Below are 19,304 nucleotides of genomic sequence, written 5' to 3' on the forward strand. Positions count from 1 at the left end.
AGACGTCCACCCCGCCCGGGCAGCGTCCCGGTGGGTTCCCTCCCGACAGGAGAAGGCCGTTGCTCGTCTGAGGTCCGGAAGACACCGCGCCCGCGATCGGCGATTCGCCCAGCGAACCAGCCCCGCGCGGCCCGTCCGTGACCTCGGCGTACGCACGGCGTACCCGTACCCCGGCCCCTGTCGCGGTGTCTCCCTCTGCGCAGTTCGCACCCCACCTCGCGCACACCTCCCAGGAGACCCGCATGTCAAAGCCCGCCACCAGCCCCGCCGCGGCCGTCGTCTGCACCGACACCGGCTTCGCCTGGCCCGACGGCACCCCCGTCCTGGACGGCTTCCAGTTCTCCGTCGGCCCCGGCCGCACCGGTCTGGTCGGCCTCAACGGGTCGGGAAAGTCGACCCTGTTGAAGCTGATCGCCGGCGAGCTGACCCCGACCGCCGGCAGCGTCAAGGCCGTCGGCGAGGTCGGCTACCTCCCGCAGCACGCCTCCCTCGACACCCACCTCAAGGTCGACGAGGCGCTCGGCATCGCCGCCACCCGCGCCGCCCTGCACGCCATCGAGAACGGCGACCCCGGTGAGGAGCACTTCACCGCCGTCGGCGACGACTGGGACGTCGAGGAGCGCGCCCGCGCCACCCTCGACCAACTCGGCCTGTCCGCCCTCGAACTCGACCGCACCATCGGCGAGGTCTCCGGCGGCGAGTCCGTCCTGCTCCGCCTGGCCGCCCTGCTGCTCCGCCGCCCCGACGTCCTGCTCCTCGACGAGCCCACCAACAACCTCGACCGGCCCGCCCGCCGTCGCCTCTACGACGCGGTCGCCGCCTGGTCCGGCGTCCTCCTCGTCGTCAGCCACGACCGCGAACTCCTCGAACGCGTCGACCGGATCGCCGACCTGCGCGTGACGGGAGGGGCGGCGCGCAGCGCCTCGGCCGAGGGTGGTGGTGGGCGACGGGTGGGCGTCCACTGGTACGGCGGCAACTTCACCGCCTACGAACAGGCCCTCGCCGTCGAGCAGGAGGCCGCCGAGCGGACGGTGCGCGCCGCCGAGGCCGATGTCGCCCGCCAGCAGCGCGAACTGTCCGAGGCCCAGGTCAAGTTGGCCCGCCGGGTCCGCTATGGCAACAAGATGTACGCGCAGAAGCGCGAACCCAAGATCGTCATGAACCTCCGCAAGCGGGAGGCCCAGGTCTCGGCCGGCAAACACCGCGCCCTGCACACCGAACGCCTCCAAGAGGCCAAGGACCGGCTGGGCGAGGCCGTCGAGGCGGTCCGCGACGACGACGAGATCCGCATCGACCTCCCGCACACCGCCGTCCCCCCGGGCCGCACCGTCCTCACCCTCACCGGCCTGCGCACCCGCCACGGCACCCGCGCCGACCTGGACGTGCGCGGCCCCGAACGGATCGCCGTCACCGGCCGCAACGGCTCCGGCAAGACCACCCTGCTGCGCACCGTCACCGGCGAACTGCCGCCGGCCGCCGGCACCGCGGAGGTCCACGTCCCGCACCGCTTCCTGCCGCAGCGCCTCGACGAGGTCCTCGACGACGACCTCACCGTCGTCGAGAACGTCGCCCGCTACGCCCCCGACGCCACCAACAACCGCATCCGCGCCCGCCTCGCCCGCTTCCTCTTCAAGGGCGCCCGCGCCGACCAGCGGGCCGGCACCCTCTCCGGCGGCGAACGCTTCCGGGCCGCCCTGGGCGCCCTGATGCTCGCCGAGCCGGCCCCCCAACTCCTGCTCCTCGACGAACCGACCAACAACCTCGACATGTCCTCCGTCCGCCGCCTGGTGACCGCCCTGCACTCCTACGAGGGCGCCCTCCTCGTGGTCAGCCACGACCCGCACTTCCTCCGCGAGCTCTCCCTCACCCGCTGGCTGACCCTCGACCCCGGCGAACTCACCGCCACCACCCCGCTCTGACCGCCGGCCGGTCGGCCCCTCCGGGCCGACCGGCGCGTCCCGTCCCCGCCCTCAGAAGTGCCGCACCAACTCCCCGAACGCCCCCAACCGCAACACCTTCTCGTCCCCCGGATCCAACTCCTCGTGCTCCAGCACCCAGGTGTGGTCGTGCGGGATGAAGACCGCGTTCAGCCCCGCCGAACGGGCCGGCAGGATGTCCGACTTCGGGGAGTTCCCGATCATCCACGTCCGCTCCGGCGCCAGCCCGTAGGCCCGCGTCAGCTCCGCATACGTGGCCACGTTCTTCTCCGGCACGATGTGCACCCCCCGGAAGTGCCCCGTCAGCCCCGACGCGTCCACCTTCCGCTGCTGCTCCTCCCGATCCCCCTTGGTCAACAACAGCAACTCGTGCCGCCCCGCCAACTCCGCCAGCGTCTCCGCCACCCCGGCGATCAACTCCACCCGATCCCCCGCGAACGCCGCCCCCCACCCGGCGATCCGCGCCCGCTCCGCCGCCGTCACCGCCCGCCCCCGCACCCGCTCCACACACTCCCCGAGGCTCCGCAGGAACACCTTGCTCCCGTACCCCAACGTCACCGCGTTCGCCGCCTCGATCCCGTCCAACACCTCCCGCACCGCCCCCCGCCCCATCCCCGGCCCCGCCAACCACCCCGTGAACTCCGCAATAACCCGCTCAAAGATCACGTTGTTCTCCCACAACGTGTCATCCGCATCGAAAATCAACACCCCAGGCCCCTCTCACCGTCCACGAACGGGGGCACCCTACGCACGCACCCGAGGCCCCCGCACCGGAAATTCCCAGCCCGCCGGTACGCACGCAACGAGGCAACGCCTCACCGCCCCGCCTTCGGCGGGCTCGCTTTCCACGCCCGGTCGAGGGAATCGTCCCAAGTGCCGTCGCGGTCGAAACTGGCGGCACGACAGCCACGGGACATGGGCTCCGCGGCGATGTGGCGCCAGGGCGCGGCCCCGATCCTGGCGATGGCGTGGCCGCGGTGCCGGCAGTCCGTGTGCCCCATCAACTCATCAGTCAGCCGCTCCAGTTGCGTGGTACGGTCCGCCACCTCCTCCTTGATACCCCGCAGTATCTCCTCGGCGCTGGAAACCCCCGACGAACCGATGAGGTCGCGCACGAGCGCCGCCGCCTCGATCGCGATGTCGGCACGCCGTGCGGCATCGACCAGGCTCCGCGCACCACCGCTGTCAGACGACTTCCGCACCGTTCGTTCCGCCAACTCAACCGACGGACGACTGGACACCGCCGCCGGCCGGTCATCACCGGCCTTGTGTTCCACGACTCCGTCTCTCAGGCGTCTGCGGGCCACTTCGAACGCCCATGCCTCGGTAGACGCCTTCTTGGCGACGTTGAAGTGAGTGCTGGTCGCCGCGTCCATCACCGTGTGGAACTCCTTCATCAGCGCTCCCCAGTGGTCGCCGCCGGCGAAGTCCTCCAGGCGCCAGCCGTAGTGACGCACGAGTTCGCCACGGACCTGGTCGAAATGGTGCAAGCTCTTCCGCGCCGGTCCGGACGTCTCGATGCGGAGGCCGACGCGTTCCGCCGTCGCCAGGAACTCCGGCTTCACGCCCTCCCACTTCATATGACCGTCGCGTTCACAGGCGTAGTCGACCCAGGACCAGAAGGCCTCGGCGTCCGCGACATCGGGCGCCTCGCGGTGGTGGTGCGGGCAGAGGAGGGCGAAGTTGCGCACATCGTTGGAACCGCCGAGCGACTCCGGGACCACATGGGCCCTTTCCACGGGCGCCTGCCAGCAGACCAGGCAGATCGGCTCATCAAGACCGAGGTAGTCGGCGATGGCCCGGGCCGAGGGCCTGGTCCGGCGCTGGTCGGGCTGGCTCTCCCGGTTGCGCACGCGTAACTCGCGGTGGTCGTAAGCGTGTTCACGTTCGCGGTCTCGTATGTTCAGGACGTCGGGGATGTCCTCACGCTGTGGCTCGGGGTTCCTCGCCTGGTAGAGCGGCGTGCTGATCTCCGTGAGATACGGGCCGAGAAATCCCAGCAGGAACTCGTGGATGATCTCCAAGGCATCGGCGTCGTAGCCGCCGGCGGCGTTGCGGTGCCCCTGGACGTCGAGGTGGAGGAGGCGCGGGACGCCGGGCCTCGTTGCCGCGGCTTTCTTGAGGATCGAGAAGAGGCGGTTGGCGCACTTGGTGAAGTCCTCTTCGACCCGCATGTCGTGATACAGCGCGATGCCCTGCGGCTTCGCATGGGGCCTGGGTCTCGACCCCTCAGAAGGGGTCGCGTTCTCCCTGGTTTCGGAACGGATCGAGCGCTGAGCCGCGATCGGCTTTCGTGGGTCGTCGTTCATGGACGCACGGTAAGCGCCGCCACTGACAGTCGACGTTCGCGGCATCCGGTGCAGGGCGAACTCGGACCGCGCCGATGTGTCCGTACAAAACACGGCAGGTGCTGACTGGATCAGTCAGCACCTGCGTAAGTGTCCGAGGGGGGACTTGAACCCCCACGCCCGATAAAGGGCACTAGCACCTCAAGCTAGCGCGTCTGCCATTCCGCCACCCGGACAAGGTGTCTGTCGTTGCGGCCTCCGGGCCGTTCCGACGAGGAAAACAATAGCAAACCTTCGGGGGTGGTCGATCACGGGTGGCCGGACGCGGACGCACGCCTGTGACCAGGGCATGTCGGGAGTATTGCGGCCTTGGGCGAAGCGGGCGCGGGGTGGAGGATGGCGGTGGACCCCGCCGCGGAGACTTTCGGGCGCACCGCGGTCGTGACGCACGAGGAGGCACTGTGAGCGAGCGCGGCAGAGGGGTCCCTCCGGCCGAGGGCCGGGGGAGAGCCATCGAGAGGTGCGAGCCCCGCGCGTGCGGGGCCGAGCGAAGCGAGGTTTCAGCATGAGCCAGTCGCAGCCGACCCGTACGGTCACCGGCGAGGACGAGGTCGTCGATCTGTGCCGCGACCTGATCAGGATGGACACCAGCAACTACGGCGACCACTCGGGGCCCGGGGAACGGGTCGCCGCCGAGTACGTCGCCGAGAAGCTGGCCGAGGTCGGCCTGGAGCCGCAGATCTTCGAGTCGCACAAGGGGCGCGCCTCGACCGTCGCGCGGATCGAGGGCGAGGACCGTTCGCGGCCGGCCCTGTTGATCCACGGGCACACCGACGTGGTGCCGGCCAACGCGGCCGACTGGACCCACCACCCGTTCTCCGGGGAGATCGCGGACGGGTGCGTCTGGGGCCGCGGCGCGGTCGACATGAAGGACATGGACGCGATGACACTGGCCGTGGTGCGGGACCGGCTGCGCACCGGGCGCAAGCCGCCGCGGGACATCGTGCTGGCGTTCCTCGCGGACGAGGAGGCCGGCGGCACCTACGGCGCGCGGTACCTCGTCGACAACCACCCCGAGCTGTTCGAGGGGGTGACCGAGGCGATCAGTGAGGTCGGCGGGTTCTCGTTCACCGTCAACGAGAACCTCCGGCTCTACCTGGTGGAGACCGCGCAGAAGGGCATGCACTGGATGAAGCTGACCGTCGCCGGCACGGCCGGGCACGGTTCGATGATCCACCGGGACAACGCCATCACCGAACTGTCCGAGGCGGTCGGCCGGTTGGGGCGGTACGACTTCCCGGTGCGGGTGACCAAGACGCTGCGGTCCTTCCTGGACGAGCTCGGGGACGCGCTGGGCACCGAGCTGGACCCGGAGAACATGGACGAGACGCTGGCCAAGCTGGGCGGGATCGCCAAGCTGATCGGCGCCTCGCTGCGGAACACCGCCAACCCCACGCAGCTGGGCGCCGGTTACAAGGTCAACGTGATCCCGGGCGAGGCCACCGCGCACGTCGACGGCCGCTTCCTGCCGGGTTACGAGGAGGAGTTCCTGGCGGACCTGGACCGCATCCTGGGGCCGCGGGTCAGGCGCGAGGACGTTCACGCCGACAAGGCGCTGGAGACCACCTTCGACGGCGCCCTGGTGGACGCCATGCAGTCGGCGCTCCAGGCCGAGGACCCGATCGCGCGGGCCGTGCCGTACATGCTCTCCGCGGGGACGGACGCCAAGTCCTTCGACGACCTCGGCATCCGCGGGTTCGGCTTCGCGCCGCTGAAGCTGCCGCCGGAGCTGGACTTCGCGGGGATGTTCCACGGTGTGGACGAGCGGGTGCCGGTGGACGGGTTGAAGTTCGGCGTGCGGGTTCTCGACCGGTTCATCGAGCAGAGCTGACCGTTTTCCGTGCGCCTGTCGGCGAGTTGGCGATGCCGGTGTGAGTCGTTGTGGGGCGTTGCGAGTCGCCGTGTGCGCGTTGGGTGCCCGTTGGGTGTCGTCGTGAGGTGTGTGGCTGTTCGGGGTGCCCGGGCGTCAAATGGCGGCGGTGGAACGGTTTTCCGGGGTGGTCGGGCGAGTTTCGCATGGCGTGCAGTAGCGAAGTCGGCGCGAATTTCCTGCCTTTCGCGTGGGCTTCGCCGGAAAGAGTGAATGTCGCGATGTGTTCGTAGCTTCAACGGCCCGGCTTCGTTGAGGTAGTTGCGGTCCGCGGCTGGGACCGCATTGCCTACAAGGAGGAACCATGATCAAGAAGGTCGTCGCCGCCGTTGCGGTCGCCGGTGGTCTCGTACTCACCGGTGCCGGCCTGGCCGTTGCCGACTCCGGAGCCCACGGTGCCGCGGTGCACTCCCCGGGTGTGCTCTCCGGCAACGTCGTTCAGGCGCCGGTACACGTTCCGGCGAACATCTGCGGCAACACGGTCTCCGTGGTCGGCCTGCTGAACCCGTCCTTCGGCAACACCTGCGCGAACGGCTGACGTTAGCGATGGCGTATCCGGCCCCGTGAGGGCCGGCCCGGTATGGCTCCGGAATGCCCCCTGGGCGTTCCGGAGCCTCTGGGTATTTTCGCGGGCGGGTGAACCTCCTCACGAGACGGTCCGCGGAGAGTGATTCCACGGACTGCCATCCGCCGGCATTCCGGCAAGGCACAAGGCAGGGGAAAAGTATGAGGCAGGTCGCAAGAAAAGGCCTGATCACCATGGCGGCCGCAGGCGGCGTGCTCGCCATGGCCGCTGGGTACGCACACGCGGACTCCGTGGCCGCGGGTGGCGCGGCGCATTCGCCGGGCGTCGGCTCCGGCAACGTCGTCCAGGCGCCGATCGACGTCCCGGTCAACGTGTGCGGCAACACCGTCGACGTGGTCGGGCTGTTGAACCCTGCGTTCGGCAACACGTGCGCGAACGTGTCGGGTGGGCACCACGGACACGGTCACCACGCAGGACAGGGTCGTGAACACGACCAGGGGGGCAAGCACCGGCGGACGGCCGGCGGACACGGCGGCGCCACCGCCGCGGGCGGGGCGACCAACTCGCCGGGCGTCGGCTCCGGCAACGTCGTCCAGGCACCGATCGATGTCCCGGTCAACGTGTGCGGCAACAGCGTCGACGTGGTCGGCGCGCTGAACCCCGCGTTCGGCAACGACTGCGCCAACGTCTCGCCGACGAGCCCGGGTTACCCGCACCACCCCGGTCACCCGTCGGGGCCCGGGCAGCCGCCGGAGCGGGGTCACCAGCCCCCTGACCACGGCACCCCGGAGCACCCCGGGCACCCGCAGAACGGGAAGCCGGAGCAGCCGGTTCACCAGGCGCACCCGGCACACCCGGCACACCCGGCACACCCGGTCCAACCGGCACACCCGGTCCAGCCGGAGCGCCCGCACCACCCCGGCAGCCCGCACGAGCCGCGGTCTGCCGTGCCGGAGGCCCCGGGGGTGCGGACGCAGACCGGGCGCGCACCGCACACCGAGGTCGTCAGCACCCCGCGGCGGAGTGAGCGGCACGCGCCGCAGCTCGCCCAGACCGGTGCCGGGGCGCTGGGTTACGCGGTTCCGCTCAGCGCCGGGATGCTGCTGGGCGGCGCGGTCCTCTACCGCCGGGCGCGTACTGCCGGTAGGTGATCGCCGGCGTCCGGTGACCGCATGACGGAGCGGGCCCCGTCCCCGACGGGGCCCGCTCTCCCGTTCTCACGCGCGGCCCGTGCTCACCACGTCGGACGCGGCTGCCGGATGATCCGGCGGCGCAGCCGAACCCGCCGACTGCCGTCGGGATTGAGCCGAAGTCGGTCCAACTCCCAGTGTCCGTACTCGGCATGGTCGGTGAGCAGGCGGGTGGTGGCCTTGCGGGAGACACCCCGAGGCACGTACACATCGCAGAATTCGTATTCCGGCATCGCATCTATTGTGCGGGACCGGCCCCGGTACGGATAGCGTCTGCACTATGTCTGATGCTGCGCAGCCTTCCGCTGCCGAGGTACGTGCCGCCGCTGAGGCGGTCAAAGCCGCGCTGGACCGTCACCTCGACGCGGTCGAACGCCGCGCGGGGGCGGACGATCCCGCCGTCTACGCCGCGTTCGACGAACTCGCCGCGGCTGCCGAGCGCTATGACGAGCTGCTCTACGACACCTACGACGAGGTCACCCCCTTCGAGATCCCCGGGAACGACACCCTGCCCGCCTATGCGGGTCCCGAGGAGCCGAGCGCGCTGAGCGTGCTCATCCGGCGCGACTACACCGTCGCCAAGCCGCAGCGCCTGCTGCATCAGGCACAGCGCATCGCGGCCCTGGACCCGGACGCAGCCGACGACGCGACGGGCAACGCCCCGGACGCCGCCGCGCTGGTGGGCAGCAGCGTCTACGCCGCGCTCGGGGTGCTCTTCGGGGAGTACGAACCGGACGAGATCGCCTCCCGGCACAAGGAGTTCGGCCTGGAGGAGGGCGACTCCACGCTGTGGGTGGCGGCCGTCGACGAGCCGACCGAGCCGGGGGAGTGGCTGTCCGCGCCGTTCGACCAGGCCGATCCGCAGCGGGTGGTGTGCCGCTTCGACGTCAGCTCGGTCTTCGACGAGGAGCTCGACGACGACGGCGACGACGATCTGTTGGAGCCGGCCGACCGGAGTCGGTGAGGCACGGCCGCCGCCGAGGCACGGCGCGGCGTGCCCGCGGGGCGACGGCCAACGGGCCGGCGCCCCGCGGGCGGTGCGGTCAGTCCGTCGCGCCGTCCGCCGCCTGCTCCTCGGCCTGGAGCCGCAGCAGCGTCCGCAGCCGGGTGGTGCGCTCCTTGGCGGGCACCTCGGCGACCGCGCGGGCCAGCGCCTGCTCCACGCCCTGGACGACCGACAGATGGCGCTCGCCGCGGCCGAAGGCGGTGTAGGCCCAGGAGCGGGTCAGGCCGCCGGCGGCGTCGCCGGGGAGCACCACCACCGCGGCGGGCCAGCGCCGGCCGGCCGCCTGGTGCGCGGTGAGCGCCCAGCCGTGCCGGACCGCGCCGGAGCCGACCTGCTCGCGCGGGACGACCACGGCGGTGCCGTCGCAGTCGAGGTGCAGGCCGTCGGTGTCGGCGCCGGTGACGGTGCCCGTGAGCGTACGGCCCAGCGCGGAGGAGTAGGCGATGCGGTCGCCCGGGTCGAAGCCGCCGAACCGGCCGGGGCCGGGGTTGAGGCGTTCCTTGAGCGCGGAGTTGAGCGCGCGGGTGCCGGCCGCGCCGCCGTGGCCGACCGTGATGACCTGCGTCTGCTCCGCGGGGACGCCCAGTGCCCTGGGCACCGAGTCGGCGACCAACTGGACCGTGCGGTGCACCGCCTCGCCGGCGTCCCGGACGGGGACGATCACCACCTCCTTGCCGGGCGCCTCGGGCGGGCTCAGCTCGCCGATGCCGATGCCCGACACCAGCTCGCCGATCGGGCCGAAGTCCGGGGTGCGGGAGGCGACCTGGGGGCAGCACCGCGCCTGGAGGACGTCCGCGAAGAGCCGCCCGGGGCCCGCGGACCAGAGCACGCCCGGGTCGCCGCTGAGCACCAGGCGGGCGCCGTCGGCCAGCGACTCCACCAGCAGGGCGGCGGTCTCCAGGTCCAACTGCGGGGCGTCCAGGACCACCAGCAGATCGAGCGCGAGGGCGCCGTCCGCGTCCCGGCCCGGGCCCTCCTGGCCGGACAGCAGGCCGGCGACGGTCACCGCGGCGTCCGCCGCGGCGGACGCCGCGAGCTGATCGGCCAGCCGCCGGCGGCCGTCGGGGGTGTGGGCGGCGCCGACGGCCCGCAGACCGAGGCCGCGGGCGGCGGCGAGCAGCGCGGCGGGCTCGGCGCGGGCCGCCTCGCCGCCGGTGTGGGCCACCAGGCCGCTCTGGGCAGCGGCCCGGATCAGCTCCGCGGCGGAGGGCGAGGGGGCGGCCGCGGCGGCGGTCTCCCAGGCGGCGGAGGAGGGACGGGGCGGCGCGCCGGCGCCGCCGCCCTCGGGCCGGTCGCCCTCCGCGCCGTCGTCCGCGGCGTCCTGCGCCTCGTCGTCCGTGGCGTCGTCAGCGGTGCCGGCCGGCGCCTCGTCCGCCGGTGGCTCGAAGGTGTTGAGCAGCCGGGCCAGGCCGTCGGCGACGCTCTCCTCGGCCATGGCGAGCCGGTCCAGGCCGAGCAGCACGCGGACCGGCCGCTCCTCCTCGTCGTCCTCGTCCGCGGCGCTCCGGGGGCGGCCCGGGGTCTCCAGCGCGTCCTGGAACACCAGCACCGCGCCGTCCGCGATGGCGCTCTGGAGGGCCTCGTCCGGGTCGGGCACGGAGCGTTGGGCGAGGGCGGCGCGCAGCGCGGACGCCTCCAGGGCGGAGTGGCCGGCGAGCGCGGCCTGCTCCAGCAACCAGCCGATCAGCGCCTGGGCGCGCCGCTCGTCGCCCGGCCCGCAGGCGGCGCCGAGCAGCGCGCGGGCGAAGCCGTCGGCCTGCTCGGGGCGGACGCCGGGCACCGCGAGCAACTGCCAGGGATCCTCGGCCAGCGCCTCCGCGGCCTGCTGGCCGAGCGCCTCCGCGGCCTTCTCCGCCAGCGCCTCGGGGGCGCCGCCGGCGGCCAGCACCCGACGGACGCCCTCGACGCCGGGCCCCGTCGGGACGGCGGGACGGGCCACCGGGACCGCGGGGCCGGCCGGGGGCTGCGGGGCGCCGGCGTCGGGCCCGGTGGGACGGGACGGGCCGGGCCCGCCGGACGGTCCGTCAGGTCGCTGCCCGGCCGCCGCGGGTGCCGGGGCCGCCGGCGCGGGCTGCGGGGCCCGGCCGGAGCCCTCGGCGCCGGACGGCTTCGGGCGGGCGGCCGGGGCCGCGCCGCCCCGCGGGGCCTCGGCGAAGAACGACGCGGCGGCACGCTCCCCGCTCTCCACGGCCCGCACCGCCGCCGCCAGCGCCGCCACGGACGCGGCGGGGCCGGGCTGCGGCGCGCCGCCGTCCCCGTCGCCCGCCCGGCCGCCGGGGACGGCTGCCTTCTGCTCGGGCGGGTTGTCGCCGGCGCGGTCGGTACTCACAGCGTGCTCCAGTCGTGGTCGGGATAGTGGTGCACCGGGGCCGACACGTCGTCCAGCGCCCGGCGGATCTCGTCAGGAAGACTAAGCGCCTCCACTGACAACGAGGCTCTGAGCTGCTGCACCGTGCGGGCGCCGAGGATCGGCGCGCTGACGCCGGGGCGGTCCCGGACCCAGGCGAGCGCGACGTGGAGGGGCGTGACCGCCAACCCGTCGGCGGCGGTGGCGACCGCGTCCACGACCCGGCTCGCGGTCTCGTCCAAATACGGCGCCACGAAGGCCGCGAGGTGCTCCGAGGCGCCGCGGGAGTCGGCCGGGGTGGCGTGGCGGTACTTGGCGGTGAGCACCCCGCGGCCCAGCGGGGACGACGGGAGCAGGCCCAGCCCCAAGTCCCGGGCGGCGGGCAGCACTTCGCGCTCGACGCCGCGCTGGAGGAGGGAGTATTCCATCTGCGTGCTCGCCAGCGCGGTGCGCACGCCGGGGGCGGCCGACTGCCAGGTGGCGGCCTTGGCGAGCTGCCAGCCGGAGAAGTTCGAGACGCCCACATAGCGCGCCCGGCCGGTGGCCACCGCCTGGTCGAGCGCCTGGAGGGTCTCCTCCAACGGCGTGCCCGGGTCGAAGGAGTGCAGCTGCCAGAGGTCGACGTGGTCGGTGCCCAGACGGGCCAGGGAGGCGTCCAGGGCGGCGAGCAGATGGCGGCGCGAGCCGTCGACCCGGCGGTCGGCCGCGAGGACGCTGCCGGCCTTGGTGGCGATCACCAGGTCCTGCCGCGGGACCAGGCCCTCCAGGAGGCGGCCGAGGAGGTACTCGGCGCCGCCGTCGGCGTAGATGTCGGCGGTGTCGACGAGGGTGCCGCCGGCTTCCCAGAAGGTCTTGAGCTGCTCGGCGGCGTCCTGCTCGCCGGTGTCGCGGGCCCAGTTCAACGTGCCCAGTCCGAGCCGGGAGACGCGCAGACCCGTGCGGCCGAGGTGCCTTTGCTCCATGGGCCCGACACTACGCGCCGTGCCCTGCGATCAGGGGACCTGTGGACAACGGTCGGGCTGCCGGCCGTTGTCCACAGCTCGCGGCCCGCCGGTGACGACGACCGCACCCGCGCGCTAGAGTCCCCGGAACAGCGACGTTACTGATCGGTAAGGGGAGCGGCATGAGGCTTGGTATCAACCTCGGCTACTGGGGCGCCGGGATGGACTCCGACAATCTCGCGGTGGCGCAGGAGGCCGACCGCCTCGGCTATGCGGTCTGTTGGGCGGCCGAGGCGTACGGTTCCGACGCCCCCACGGTGCTCTCCTGGGTGGCCGCGCAGACCGAGCGGATCGACGTCGGCTCGGCGATCTTCCAGATCCCGGCCCGCACGCCCGCGATGACCGCGATGACCGCGGCGACCCTGGACTCGCTCTCCGGCGGCCGCTTCCGGCTCGGCCTGGGCGTCTCCGGCCCGCAGGTCTCCGAGGGCTGGTACGGCGTGAAGTTCGACAAGCCGCTGGCCCGCACGCGGGAGTACGTGGAGATCGTCCGCAAGGCGATGACCCGCGAGCGGCTCTCCTACGAGGGCGCGCACTGGACGCTGCCGCTGCCGGGCGGTCCCGGCAAGCCGCTGAAGCTCACCGTCCACCCGCAGCGCGAGCACATCCCGCTCTACATCGCCGCCATCGGCCCCAAGAACCTCCAGCAGACCGGCGAGATCGCCGACGGCGCCCTGCTGATCTTCCCCTCCGCCGACCACCTGGAGGAGACCGCCCTCTCCCACCTGCGGGCGGGCCGGGAGGCGGCCGGGAAGACCATGGACGGCTTCGACGTCTGCCCGACCCTCCCGCTGGCCGTCGGCGAGGACAAGGACGTCAGCGGCCTCGCCGACCAGTTCCGCCCGTACACCGCGCTGTACGTCGGCGGCATGGGCAGCCGCAAGCAGAACTTCTACAACCAGCTCGCGCAGCGGATGGGATACGAGAAGGAGGCCGCCGAGATCCAGGACAAGTACCTGTCCGGGGACAAGAACGGCGCGGCCGCGGCCATCCCGGAGCGGCTGATCGACCAGACCACGCTGCTGGGTTCGGTCGACCGGATCGCCGAGCGGATGCAGGCGTACGCGGCGGCCGGGGTGACCACCCTGACGCTGGCGCCGGCCGGCTTCACCCTGGAGGAGCGGGTGGCCTCGCTGCGCGCCGGCACCGAGGCCCTGGAGCGGGCCGGACTGGCGTAGGTCGCAGGGCCCCCGCGGACGCCGAAAGCCCGGCGCATCGGCGCCGGGCGGGAGCTCTACGGCCGTGGTGGGGGCTCGGGGGTCTTCCCCGCCACGGCCGTCACGGAACTCAACGTCCCGAAGGACGGGCGGGTTACGGGGCCCGCCCCGGCGGCATCAGGCGAACGGGCGCAGCGGGCCGGGCCCCCGGTTGCCGGCGGCCGAGCACCGCACTGGACTTGCCCTTCACGGGTGTGTCCGTTCGGAGGTGACGCTGATGTTCTCGGCCAGGAGCCTGTTCCAGGAGATCGTCGACCACGACGACTCCTACCGCCTGTTCTGCTCCATCGCGGCCAGCGGGGAGTCCCAGGGAGGGTGGGAGAACGGTCGGATCGCCGCGCTGCTCCCGGAATCCCAGCGGGACTTGGCGCCCAAGGTCGCCCGGCACGGCGCCGACGAGGACAAGCACGGCCGGATCTTCCGCGCCCTGCTGCGCCGGCGCGGACTGACGCCCGTCGAGGTCCCCGCGGCCACCGACTACACCATGCTGCTGGAGCGGCGGGGCATCGGCCTGACCCACGACAAGCTCCGCCGCGACGAGCCGCTCGACGAGCGGGACGTGGTCACCTACCTCGCGCACAGCCGGGTCACCGAGCAGCGCGCCGCCGAACAGCTCCTGCTGCTGCGCCGGTTCTTCGGCGACCACCCCGAGGTCGGCAAGGCGGTCCGGATGATCTGCCAGGACGAGGAGAATCATCTCGCCTACTGCCACGAGGAGTTGCTGCGGCTGGCCCGGGCCGGTCACGGGCGGCGCATCCAACGGGCCCTGCGGGAGTGCGCGCTGGCCGAGATCGCCGTCCACCGGGACGTCAGCCTGGCCGTGATGGCGCACATGGGCCGCATCCTGGGGTGGCCGGCGGCCAGGTCCGCGCTGCTCAGGGTCGGCATCCTGGCGGTCTACGGCTACGAGCGGCTGCTCGGCTGGCGGCGGATGGTCAGCCTCCGGATGCCCGAGCGGCGCGACGCGCTCGGCGGACCGGCCGCCTCCGCACCGGAGTTCGCCTGACGCACCGGCCCCTCGCGCTCCCTCAGAGCCAGCCGCGGCGCTTGAACAGCCGGTACAGCGAGACCTCGATGGCGGCCATCAACAGCAGGATCACGGGATAGCCCAGCGGCCACTTCAGCTCCGGCATGTCGGCGAAGTTCATGCCGTAGATGCCCGCGATCAGCGTCGGCACCGCGGCCAGCGCCGCCCACGACGAGATCTTGCGCATGTCGTCGTTCTGTTGGACCCCCATCTGCGCCAGATGGGCGGCCAGGATGTCCGACAGCAGCCGATCCAGGCCCTCCACCTGCTCGTTGACGCGGGTCAGATGGTCGCCGACGTCCCGGAAGAACGGCCGGGCGTGATCGTGCACGAACGGCACGCCGGAGCCCTGGAGACGGGACAGGGGGTCGGCCAACGGGACGGTGGCGCGCCGGAATTCGAGGATCTCCCGTTTGAACGCGTAGATCTGGGCGGCGGTGTTCCGGGACTCCCGGCGGACCGGCGCGAACGCCTCGGCCTCCAACTCCTCCAGGTCCCCCTGGAGTTCGGCGCCGACCTCGACGTAGTGGTCCACCACCGCGTCGCTCACCGCGTACAGCACCGCCCCCGGGCCGTGCCGCATGATCTCCGGGTGCCGCTCCAGCCGTTGCCGGACCGCCGCCAGCGGGCTGGCCGCACCGTGCCGGACGGTGACCACGAACGAGTCGCCGACGAAGACCATCAGTTCCGACGCGGTCACGGTGTCCGCCGCCACGTCGTAGGTGATCGGCTTGAGCACCATGAACAGCGAGTCGTCGTAGACCTCCAGCTTCGGCCGCTGGTGCGCCTTCAAGGCGTCCTCCACGGCCAGCGGATGCAGCCCGAAATCGCTGCTGACCTGGTCGAACTCGTCCTGGGTGGGTTCGTGCATGCCGAGCCACAGGAAGTCCCGACCGGTCCGTCGCGCCGCGTCCAGGGCGCGGGAGACGTCCGCCCGGCATTCCTGGCGGCGGCCCTCGCGGTAGAGGGCGAAGTCGACGATCACATCGGCATTCTCGCCCGCGGCGGGGGCCCTTGCCAGGGAAACGGACCCGGAGCGGGGCCGGGGGCACGGTGGTGACGGGAGGGCCTAGGGTGGCGGGCATGCCCACGCTGATCCTGGTGCGGCACGGCCGCTCCACCGCCAACACCGCCGGGGTGCTCGCCGGACGGACCCCCAACGTGGCCCTCGACGAACGGGGCGCCGCCCAGGCCGCGGCGCTGCCCGCCCGGCTCGCGGGGATCCCGCTGGCCGTGGCCGTCTCCAGCCCGTTGCAGCGCTGCCGGGAGACCCTGGGGCCGCTGCTCGACGCCCGCCCCGGGCTGCGGCTGGCGCCCGACGAGCGGATCTCCGAGTGCGACTACGGCGACTGGACCGGCCGCAAGTTGGCCGAACTGGCCGACGAGCCGCTGATGGAGGCCGTCCAGCAGCACCCCACCGCGGCCGCCTTCCCCGGTGGCGAGGCGATGCGGGAGATGCAGGACCGGGCGGTGGCCGCGGTCCGGGACTGGAACGCCCGGGTCGAGGAGTCCGACGGTGCCGAGGCGACCTACCTGATGTGCTCGCACGGTGACATCATCAAGTCCCTGGTCGCCGACGCCCTCGGCATGCACCTCGACCTCTTCCAGCGGATCTCCGTGGAGCCGTGCTCGGTGACCGTGATCCGCTACACCCGGCTGCGCCCCTACCTCGTGCGGCTCGGCGACACCGGTGACCTCGCGTCGCTGGTGCCCCGCGAGGACGGCGGCGGGGCCGGGAGCGAGCGGGACGCGGCCATCGGGGGCGGTGCGGGCGCAGCGTGATCAGCGGGCGCAGTAGGGTGGTGCGACGGCGCTGCCCGCGACGCCCCTGTGATCCGCGCAGTTGACCTTGAGGACGCAGCGACCGCACTGACCCAAGCAGTCGAGACAATCGGAGCAGGACGTTGTCCCGTCAGGTGTTCTTCTACGACCTCCCGGACCGCTTCGTGGCCGGTACGGTCGGGCTGCCTGGCCGCCGTAGCTTCTTCCTCCAGGCCGCCGCGGCCGGCCGCATCACCAGCGTCGCGCTGGAGAAGACCCAGGTGGCGGCGCTCGCCGAGCGGATCGACGAGTTGTTGGACGAGGTGGTCCGGCGCAGCGGCGGCAGCGCCCCGGTGCCCGCGGTCTCCCCGACCGAGATGTCCGACACCGCGCCGCTCCAGACGCCGGTGGAGGAGGAGTTCCGGGTCGGTACCATGGCGCTGGCCTGGGACGGCGAGGACGAGCGCATGATCGTCGAGGCCCAGGCGCTGGTGGAGCTGGAGGCCGACAGCGACGAGGACCTTGCCGACGCCGAGGAGCGGCTGCTCCAGGACGACGAGAACGGCCCGCCGATGCTGCGGGTGCGACTGACCGGCACCATGGCGCGGGCGTTCGCCAAGCGGGCGCTGGACGTGGTCAACGCCGGCCGCCCGCCGTGCCCGTTGTGCAGCCTGCCGCTCGACCCGGAGGGACATGTATGTCCGCGTCAGAACGGATACCGGCGGGACGCCTGAGCCCCATGGAGCCCACCGTCGAACCGGTGCCCGGCCCCGCGGACCCGCCCGCCGCGGCGGCCGCCCGGGAGCCCGTGGGGAGCCTGGCCCCGGCGCTGCTCGCCGACGGCGAGCTGACCGTCCGCGGCCGGATTCCGGACGCCTCCAACGCCGTCCTCTACTGCACCGTCGAACTCGACGGGCGCAGCGCCGACTGTGTCTACAAGCCGGTCGCCGGCGAGCGCCCGCTGTGGGACTTCCCGGACGGCACGCTCGCCCAGCGCGAGGTCGCCGCCTACGAGATCGCCCGGGCCTGCGGCTGGGACCTGATCCCGACCACGGTGCTGCGGGACGGCCCGTACGGCACCGGCATGGTGCAGGAGTGGATAGCCCCGCCCGGCGACGGCGACGAGGCGCCCGAACTGCTGGCGCTGGTGGCCGAGGACGAGCCGGAGCCGGGGTGGAAGGCGGTCGGCCGCGCGGACATCGGCGCGGGCCGCACCGCGCTGCTGGTCCACGCCGACCACCCGCGGCTGCGCCGGCTCGCCGTCCTGGACGCGGTGATCAACAACGGGGACCGCAAGGGCGGGCACCTGTTGCCGGGCGCCGGTGGCGCGTTCTTCGCGATCGACCACGGTGTGACGTTCAACTCGGCCGACAAGCTGCGCACCCTGCTGTGGGGCTGGGCCGGCGAGCCGCTGACCGACGAGGCGCTGGGGGTGCTGCGCGGCCTCCGGGCGGCGCTGGACGAGGGTGCGCCGCTCGCCGCCCGGATGGCCGAACTGATCGCGGACGCCGAGCTCACGGCGTTGCGGGCGCGGATCGAGGGGCTGTTGCGCGGCGGGCGGCACCCGGAGCCGAGCGGGGAGTGGCCGGCGATTCCCTGGCCGCCGGTCTGATCCGGGGTGCCGTCGGCCGCCCAACCGCCGCTGTCTTCTTGCACATCCGGCCGCGGAGTGCAAGACCGCCTTTCCGGCCAGAGAGGCCCCTCCGGTTCGTATGCGGAACATGCGTCCGGTTACGCTCAAGGCATGCATGGATGGCCCGCTTCTGAGGTCCCCGCCCTGCCTGGTCAGGGCCGCGACCTGAGGATCCACGACACCGCGACCGGCGGACGGGTGGCCCTCGACCCCGGTCCCGTCGCCCGTATCTACGTCTGCGGCATCACGCCGTACGACGCCACCCACATGGGACACGCGGCGACCTACAACGCGTTCGACCTCGTCCAGCGCGTGTGGCTCGACACGAAGCGTCAGGTGCACTACGTGCAGAACGTCACCGACGTCGACGACCCGCTGCTGGAGCGGGCGGTGGCGACCGGCGTCGACTGGACCGCGCTCGCCGAGCGCGAGACCGCCCTGTTCCGCGAGGACATGACGGCGCTGCGGATGCTGCCGCCGCGCCACTACATCGGCGCCGTCGAGGCCATACCGCGGATCGTCCCGCTGGTGGAGCGGCTGCGCGAGGCCGGTGCGGCCTACGAACTGGACGGCGACATCTACTTCTCGGTCGCCTCCGACCCGCACTTCGGCGGGGTCTCCGGCCTGGACGCCGAGACCATGCGGCTGCTGTCCGCGGAGCGCGGCGGCGACCCGGAGCGGGAGGGCAAGAAGAACCCGCTCGACCCGATGCTGTGGATGGCCGCCCGGGACGGCGAGCCGAGTTGGGACGGCGGCTCGCTGGGCCCCGGTCGGCCCGGCTGGCACATCGAGTGCGTCGCCATCGCCCTGGAGCACCTGGGCATGGGCTTCGACGTGCAGGGCGGCGGCTCCGACCTCGCCTTCCCGCACCACGAGATGGGCGCCTCGCACGCCCAGTCGCTGACCGGTGAACACCCCTTCGCCAAGGCGTACGTGCACGCCGGGATGGTCGCCCTGGACGGCGAGAAGATGTCGAAGTCCAAGGGCAACCTGGTCTTCGTCTCCGCGCTGCGGCGGGACGGCGTCGATCCGGCCGCGATCCGGCTGACGCTGCTGGCCCACCACTACCGCAGCAACTGGGAGTGGACCGACGCGGTGCTGACCGAGGCTCAGGACCGGCTGGCCCGTTGGCGGGCCGCGGTCTCCCGCCCGGACGGCCCGCCGGCCGAGGAGCTGCTGGCGGAGATCCGCGCCGCGCTGGCCGACGACCTCGACGCGCCCACCGCGCTGGCGGCGGTGGACCGTTGGGCCGCCGAGCAGCAGGTGGACGGCGGCACGGACGAGGGCGCTCCCGGGCTCGTCTCCCGCGCGGTGAACGCGCTGCTGGGCGTCGCGCTGTAGGGCACCCAGCGCAAGGGGCGCCCCCGCCGGATGGTGGGGGCGCCCCTTCGTCGTCTCTGCCGCCGTGTGCCTTCGTCCCTGTGAGGCCGGGGAGTTGGGG

General features: G+C 72.9%; 17 protein-coding genes and 1 tRNA gene. 11 read left to right on the forward strand and 7 right to left on the reverse strand.

The features are described 5' to 3' along the window. Nucleotides 1–242 precede the first annotated feature (242 nt). Entirely contained in the window at nucleotides 243–1,919 is a 1,677-nt protein-coding gene (locus tag ACIQU6_RS17585) for an ABC-F family ATP-binding cassette domain-containing protein (protein WP_403482516.1), read from the forward strand. Nucleotides 1,920–1,970: 51 nt separating this feature from the next. Here ACIQU6_RS17585 and ACIQU6_RS17590 read toward each other — a convergent pair whose 3' ends face one another. The 3 genes from ACIQU6_RS17590 to ACIQU6_RS17600 all read right to left on the reverse strand — a co-directional run bounded on the left by ACIQU6_RS17590 (nucleotide 1,971) and on the right by ACIQU6_RS17600 (nucleotide 4,461). Then, complete coding sequence (locus ACIQU6_RS17590) at nucleotides 1,971–2,645, reverse strand: HAD family hydrolase (RefSeq protein ID WP_403482517.1); 675 nt, start codon at nucleotides 2,643–2,645, stop codon at nucleotides 1,971–1,973. A gap of 107 nt (nucleotides 2,646–2,752) precedes the next feature. After that, entirely contained in the window at nucleotides 2,753–4,246 is a 1,494-nt protein-coding gene (locus ACIQU6_RS17595; RefSeq protein WP_403482518.1) for an HNH endonuclease, read from the reverse strand. Nucleotides 4,247–4,376: 130 nt separating this feature from the next. Beyond that, nucleotides 4,377–4,461 (reverse strand) — tRNA-Leu (locus ACIQU6_RS17600). A 329-nt stretch (nucleotides 4,462–4,790) separates the two neighbouring features. Between ACIQU6_RS17600 and ACIQU6_RS17605 the strand changes: the two genes are divergently transcribed. From ACIQU6_RS17605 to ACIQU6_RS17615, 3 genes are all read left to right on the forward strand, one after another. Beyond that, nucleotides 4,791–6,116 (forward strand): M20/M25/M40 family metallo-hydrolase, encoded by a 1,326-nt coding sequence (locus ACIQU6_RS17605; RefSeq protein ID WP_403482519.1) that lies wholly within the window; start codon nucleotides 4,791–4,793, stop codon nucleotides 6,114–6,116. 343 nt (nucleotides 6,117–6,459) lie between these two features. Then, complete coding sequence (locus tag ACIQU6_RS17610) at nucleotides 6,460–6,693, forward strand: chaplin (protein ID WP_403482520.1); 234 nt, start codon at nucleotides 6,460–6,462, stop codon at nucleotides 6,691–6,693. Nucleotides 6,694–6,881: 188 nt separating this feature from the next. Further along, a complete protein-coding gene (locus ACIQU6_RS17615) occupies nucleotides 6,882–7,832 on the forward strand; it encodes a chaplin family protein (protein WP_403482521.1) in 951 nt (316 codons plus the stop codon). An 83-nt stretch (nucleotides 7,833–7,915) separates the two neighbouring features. On the opposite strand, the gene ACIQU6_RS17620 is transcribed toward ACIQU6_RS17615, so the two are convergent. Further along, entirely contained in the window at nucleotides 7,916–8,104 is a 189-nt protein-coding gene (locus tag ACIQU6_RS17620; RefSeq protein WP_274916664.1) for a DUF5703 family protein, read from the reverse strand. A gap of 47 nt (nucleotides 8,105–8,151) precedes the next feature. Between ACIQU6_RS17620 and ACIQU6_RS17625 the strand changes: the two genes are divergently transcribed. Continuing rightward, a complete protein-coding gene (locus ACIQU6_RS17625; RefSeq protein WP_403482522.1) occupies nucleotides 8,152–8,835 on the forward strand; it encodes a hypothetical protein in 684 nt (227 codons plus the stop codon). 79 nt (nucleotides 8,836–8,914) lie between these two features. Here the strand turns inward: ACIQU6_RS17625 and ACIQU6_RS17630 are convergent, their stop codons facing one another. Together ACIQU6_RS17630 and ACIQU6_RS17635 are read right to left on the reverse strand one after the other, a co-directional pair. Continuing rightward, entirely contained in the window at nucleotides 8,915–11,206 is a 2,292-nt protein-coding gene (locus tag ACIQU6_RS17630; RefSeq protein ID WP_403482523.1) for a helix-hairpin-helix domain-containing protein, read from the reverse strand. Then, entirely contained in the window at nucleotides 11,203–12,186 is a 984-nt protein-coding gene (locus ACIQU6_RS17635; RefSeq protein ID WP_403482524.1) for an aldo/keto reductase, read from the reverse strand. Before ACIQU6_RS17635 ends, ACIQU6_RS17630 begins: the two co-directional genes overlap by 4 nt. 161 nt (nucleotides 12,187–12,347) lie before the next feature. Between ACIQU6_RS17635 and ACIQU6_RS17640 the strand changes: the two genes are divergently transcribed. Together ACIQU6_RS17640 and ACIQU6_RS17645 are read left to right on the forward strand one after the other, a co-directional pair. After that, nucleotides 12,348–13,403 (forward strand): LLM class F420-dependent oxidoreductase, encoded by a 1,056-nt coding sequence (locus ACIQU6_RS17640; RefSeq protein WP_403482525.1) that lies wholly within the window; start codon nucleotides 12,348–12,350, stop codon nucleotides 13,401–13,403. Nucleotides 13,404–13,659: 256 nt separating this feature from the next. Next, nucleotides 13,660–14,448 carry a ferritin-like domain-containing protein gene (locus tag ACIQU6_RS17645; RefSeq protein ID WP_403482526.1) on the forward strand — a complete coding sequence of 263 codons (789 nt, stop codon included), beginning with the start codon at nucleotides 13,660–13,662 and terminating at the stop codon, nucleotides 14,446–14,448. Between the two features lie 22 nt (nucleotides 14,449–14,470). Here the strand turns inward: ACIQU6_RS17645 and corA are convergent, their stop codons facing one another. Beyond that, complete coding sequence (gene corA, locus ACIQU6_RS17650; RefSeq protein ID WP_403482527.1) at nucleotides 14,471–15,454, reverse strand: magnesium/cobalt transporter CorA; 984 nt, start codon at nucleotides 15,452–15,454, stop codon at nucleotides 14,471–14,473. Nucleotides 15,455–15,552: 98 nt separating this feature from the next. Here corA and ACIQU6_RS17655 point away from each other — a divergent pair, with 98 nt between their 5' ends. The 4 genes from ACIQU6_RS17655 to mshC all read left to right on the forward strand — a co-directional run bounded on the left by ACIQU6_RS17655 (nucleotide 15,553) and on the right by mshC (nucleotide 19,204). Then, nucleotides 15,553–16,251, forward strand: coding sequence for a histidine phosphatase family protein (locus ACIQU6_RS17655; RefSeq protein WP_376568200.1), 699 nt, complete (start codon nucleotides 15,553–15,555; stop codon nucleotides 16,249–16,251). 122 nt (nucleotides 16,252–16,373) lie between these two features. Beyond that, complete coding sequence (locus ACIQU6_RS17660; protein ID WP_403482528.1) at nucleotides 16,374–16,964, forward strand: DUF3090 domain-containing protein; 591 nt, start codon at nucleotides 16,374–16,376, stop codon at nucleotides 16,962–16,964. Continuing rightward, complete coding sequence (locus ACIQU6_RS17665; RefSeq protein WP_403482529.1) at nucleotides 16,928–17,842, forward strand: SCO1664 family protein; 915 nt, start codon at nucleotides 16,928–16,930, stop codon at nucleotides 17,840–17,842. Before ACIQU6_RS17660 ends, ACIQU6_RS17665 begins: the two co-directional genes overlap by 37 nt. A gap of 132 nt (nucleotides 17,843–17,974) precedes the next feature. After that, nucleotides 17,975–19,204, forward strand: coding sequence for a cysteine--1-D-myo-inosityl 2-amino-2-deoxy-alpha-D-glucopyranoside ligase (gene mshC, locus ACIQU6_RS17670; protein ID WP_403482530.1), 1,230 nt, complete (start codon nucleotides 17,975–17,977; stop codon nucleotides 19,202–19,204). Nucleotides 19,205–19,304: the final 100 nt, after the last annotated feature.

This window comes from Streptomyces sp. NPDC090442, from assembly GCF_044769405.1.
Taxonomy (GTDB): domain Bacteria; phylum Actinomycetota; class Actinomycetes; order Streptomycetales; family Streptomycetaceae; genus Streptomyces.

Excerpts from the sequence above, each read along its gene's own strand:
- ACIQU6_RS17635 (WP_403482524.1), bottom strand. The coding sequence starts at position 12,186 with ATGGAGCAAAGGCACCTCGGCCGCACGGGTCTGCGCGTCTCCCGGCTC.
- ACIQU6_RS17625 (WP_403482522.1), top strand. The coding sequence starts at position 8,152 with ATGTCTGATGCTGCGCAGCCTTCCGCTGCCGAGGTACGTGCCGCCGCT.
- ACIQU6_RS17605 (WP_403482519.1), top strand. The coding sequence starts at position 4,791 with ATGAGCCAGTCGCAGCCGACCCGTACGGTCACCGGCGAGGACGAGGTC.
- ACIQU6_RS17615 (WP_403482521.1), top strand. The coding sequence starts at position 6,882 with ATGAGGCAGGTCGCAAGAAAAGGCCTGATCACCATGGCGGCCGCAGGC.
- ACIQU6_RS17665 (WP_403482529.1), top strand. The coding sequence starts at position 16,928 with ATGTCCGCGTCAGAACGGATACCGGCGGGACGCCTGAGCCCCATGGAG.
- ACIQU6_RS17620 (WP_274916664.1), bottom strand. The coding sequence starts at position 8,104 with ATGCCGGAATACGAATTCTGCGATGTGTACGTGCCTCGGGGTGTCTCC.
- ACIQU6_RS17645 (WP_403482526.1), top strand. The coding sequence starts at position 13,660 with ATGTTCTCGGCCAGGAGCCTGTTCCAGGAGATCGTCGACCACGACGAC.
- mshC (WP_403482530.1), top strand. The coding sequence starts at position 17,975 with ATGCATGGATGGCCCGCTTCTGAGGTCCCCGCCCTGCCTGGTCAGGGC.
- ACIQU6_RS17655 (WP_376568200.1), top strand. The coding sequence starts at position 15,553 with ATGCCCACGCTGATCCTGGTGCGGCACGGCCGCTCCACCGCCAACACC.
- ACIQU6_RS17610 (WP_403482520.1), top strand. The coding sequence starts at position 6,460 with ATGATCAAGAAGGTCGTCGCCGCCGTTGCGGTCGCCGGTGGTCTCGTA.
- ACIQU6_RS17585 (WP_403482516.1), top strand. The coding sequence starts at position 243 with ATGTCAAAGCCCGCCACCAGCCCCGCCGCGGCCGTCGTCTGCACCGAC.
- ACIQU6_RS17595 (WP_403482518.1), bottom strand. The coding sequence starts at position 4,246 with ATGAACGACGACCCACGAAAGCCGATCGCGGCTCAGCGCTCGATCCGT.
- ACIQU6_RS17640 (WP_403482525.1), top strand. The coding sequence starts at position 12,348 with ATGAGGCTTGGTATCAACCTCGGCTACTGGGGCGCCGGGATGGACTCC.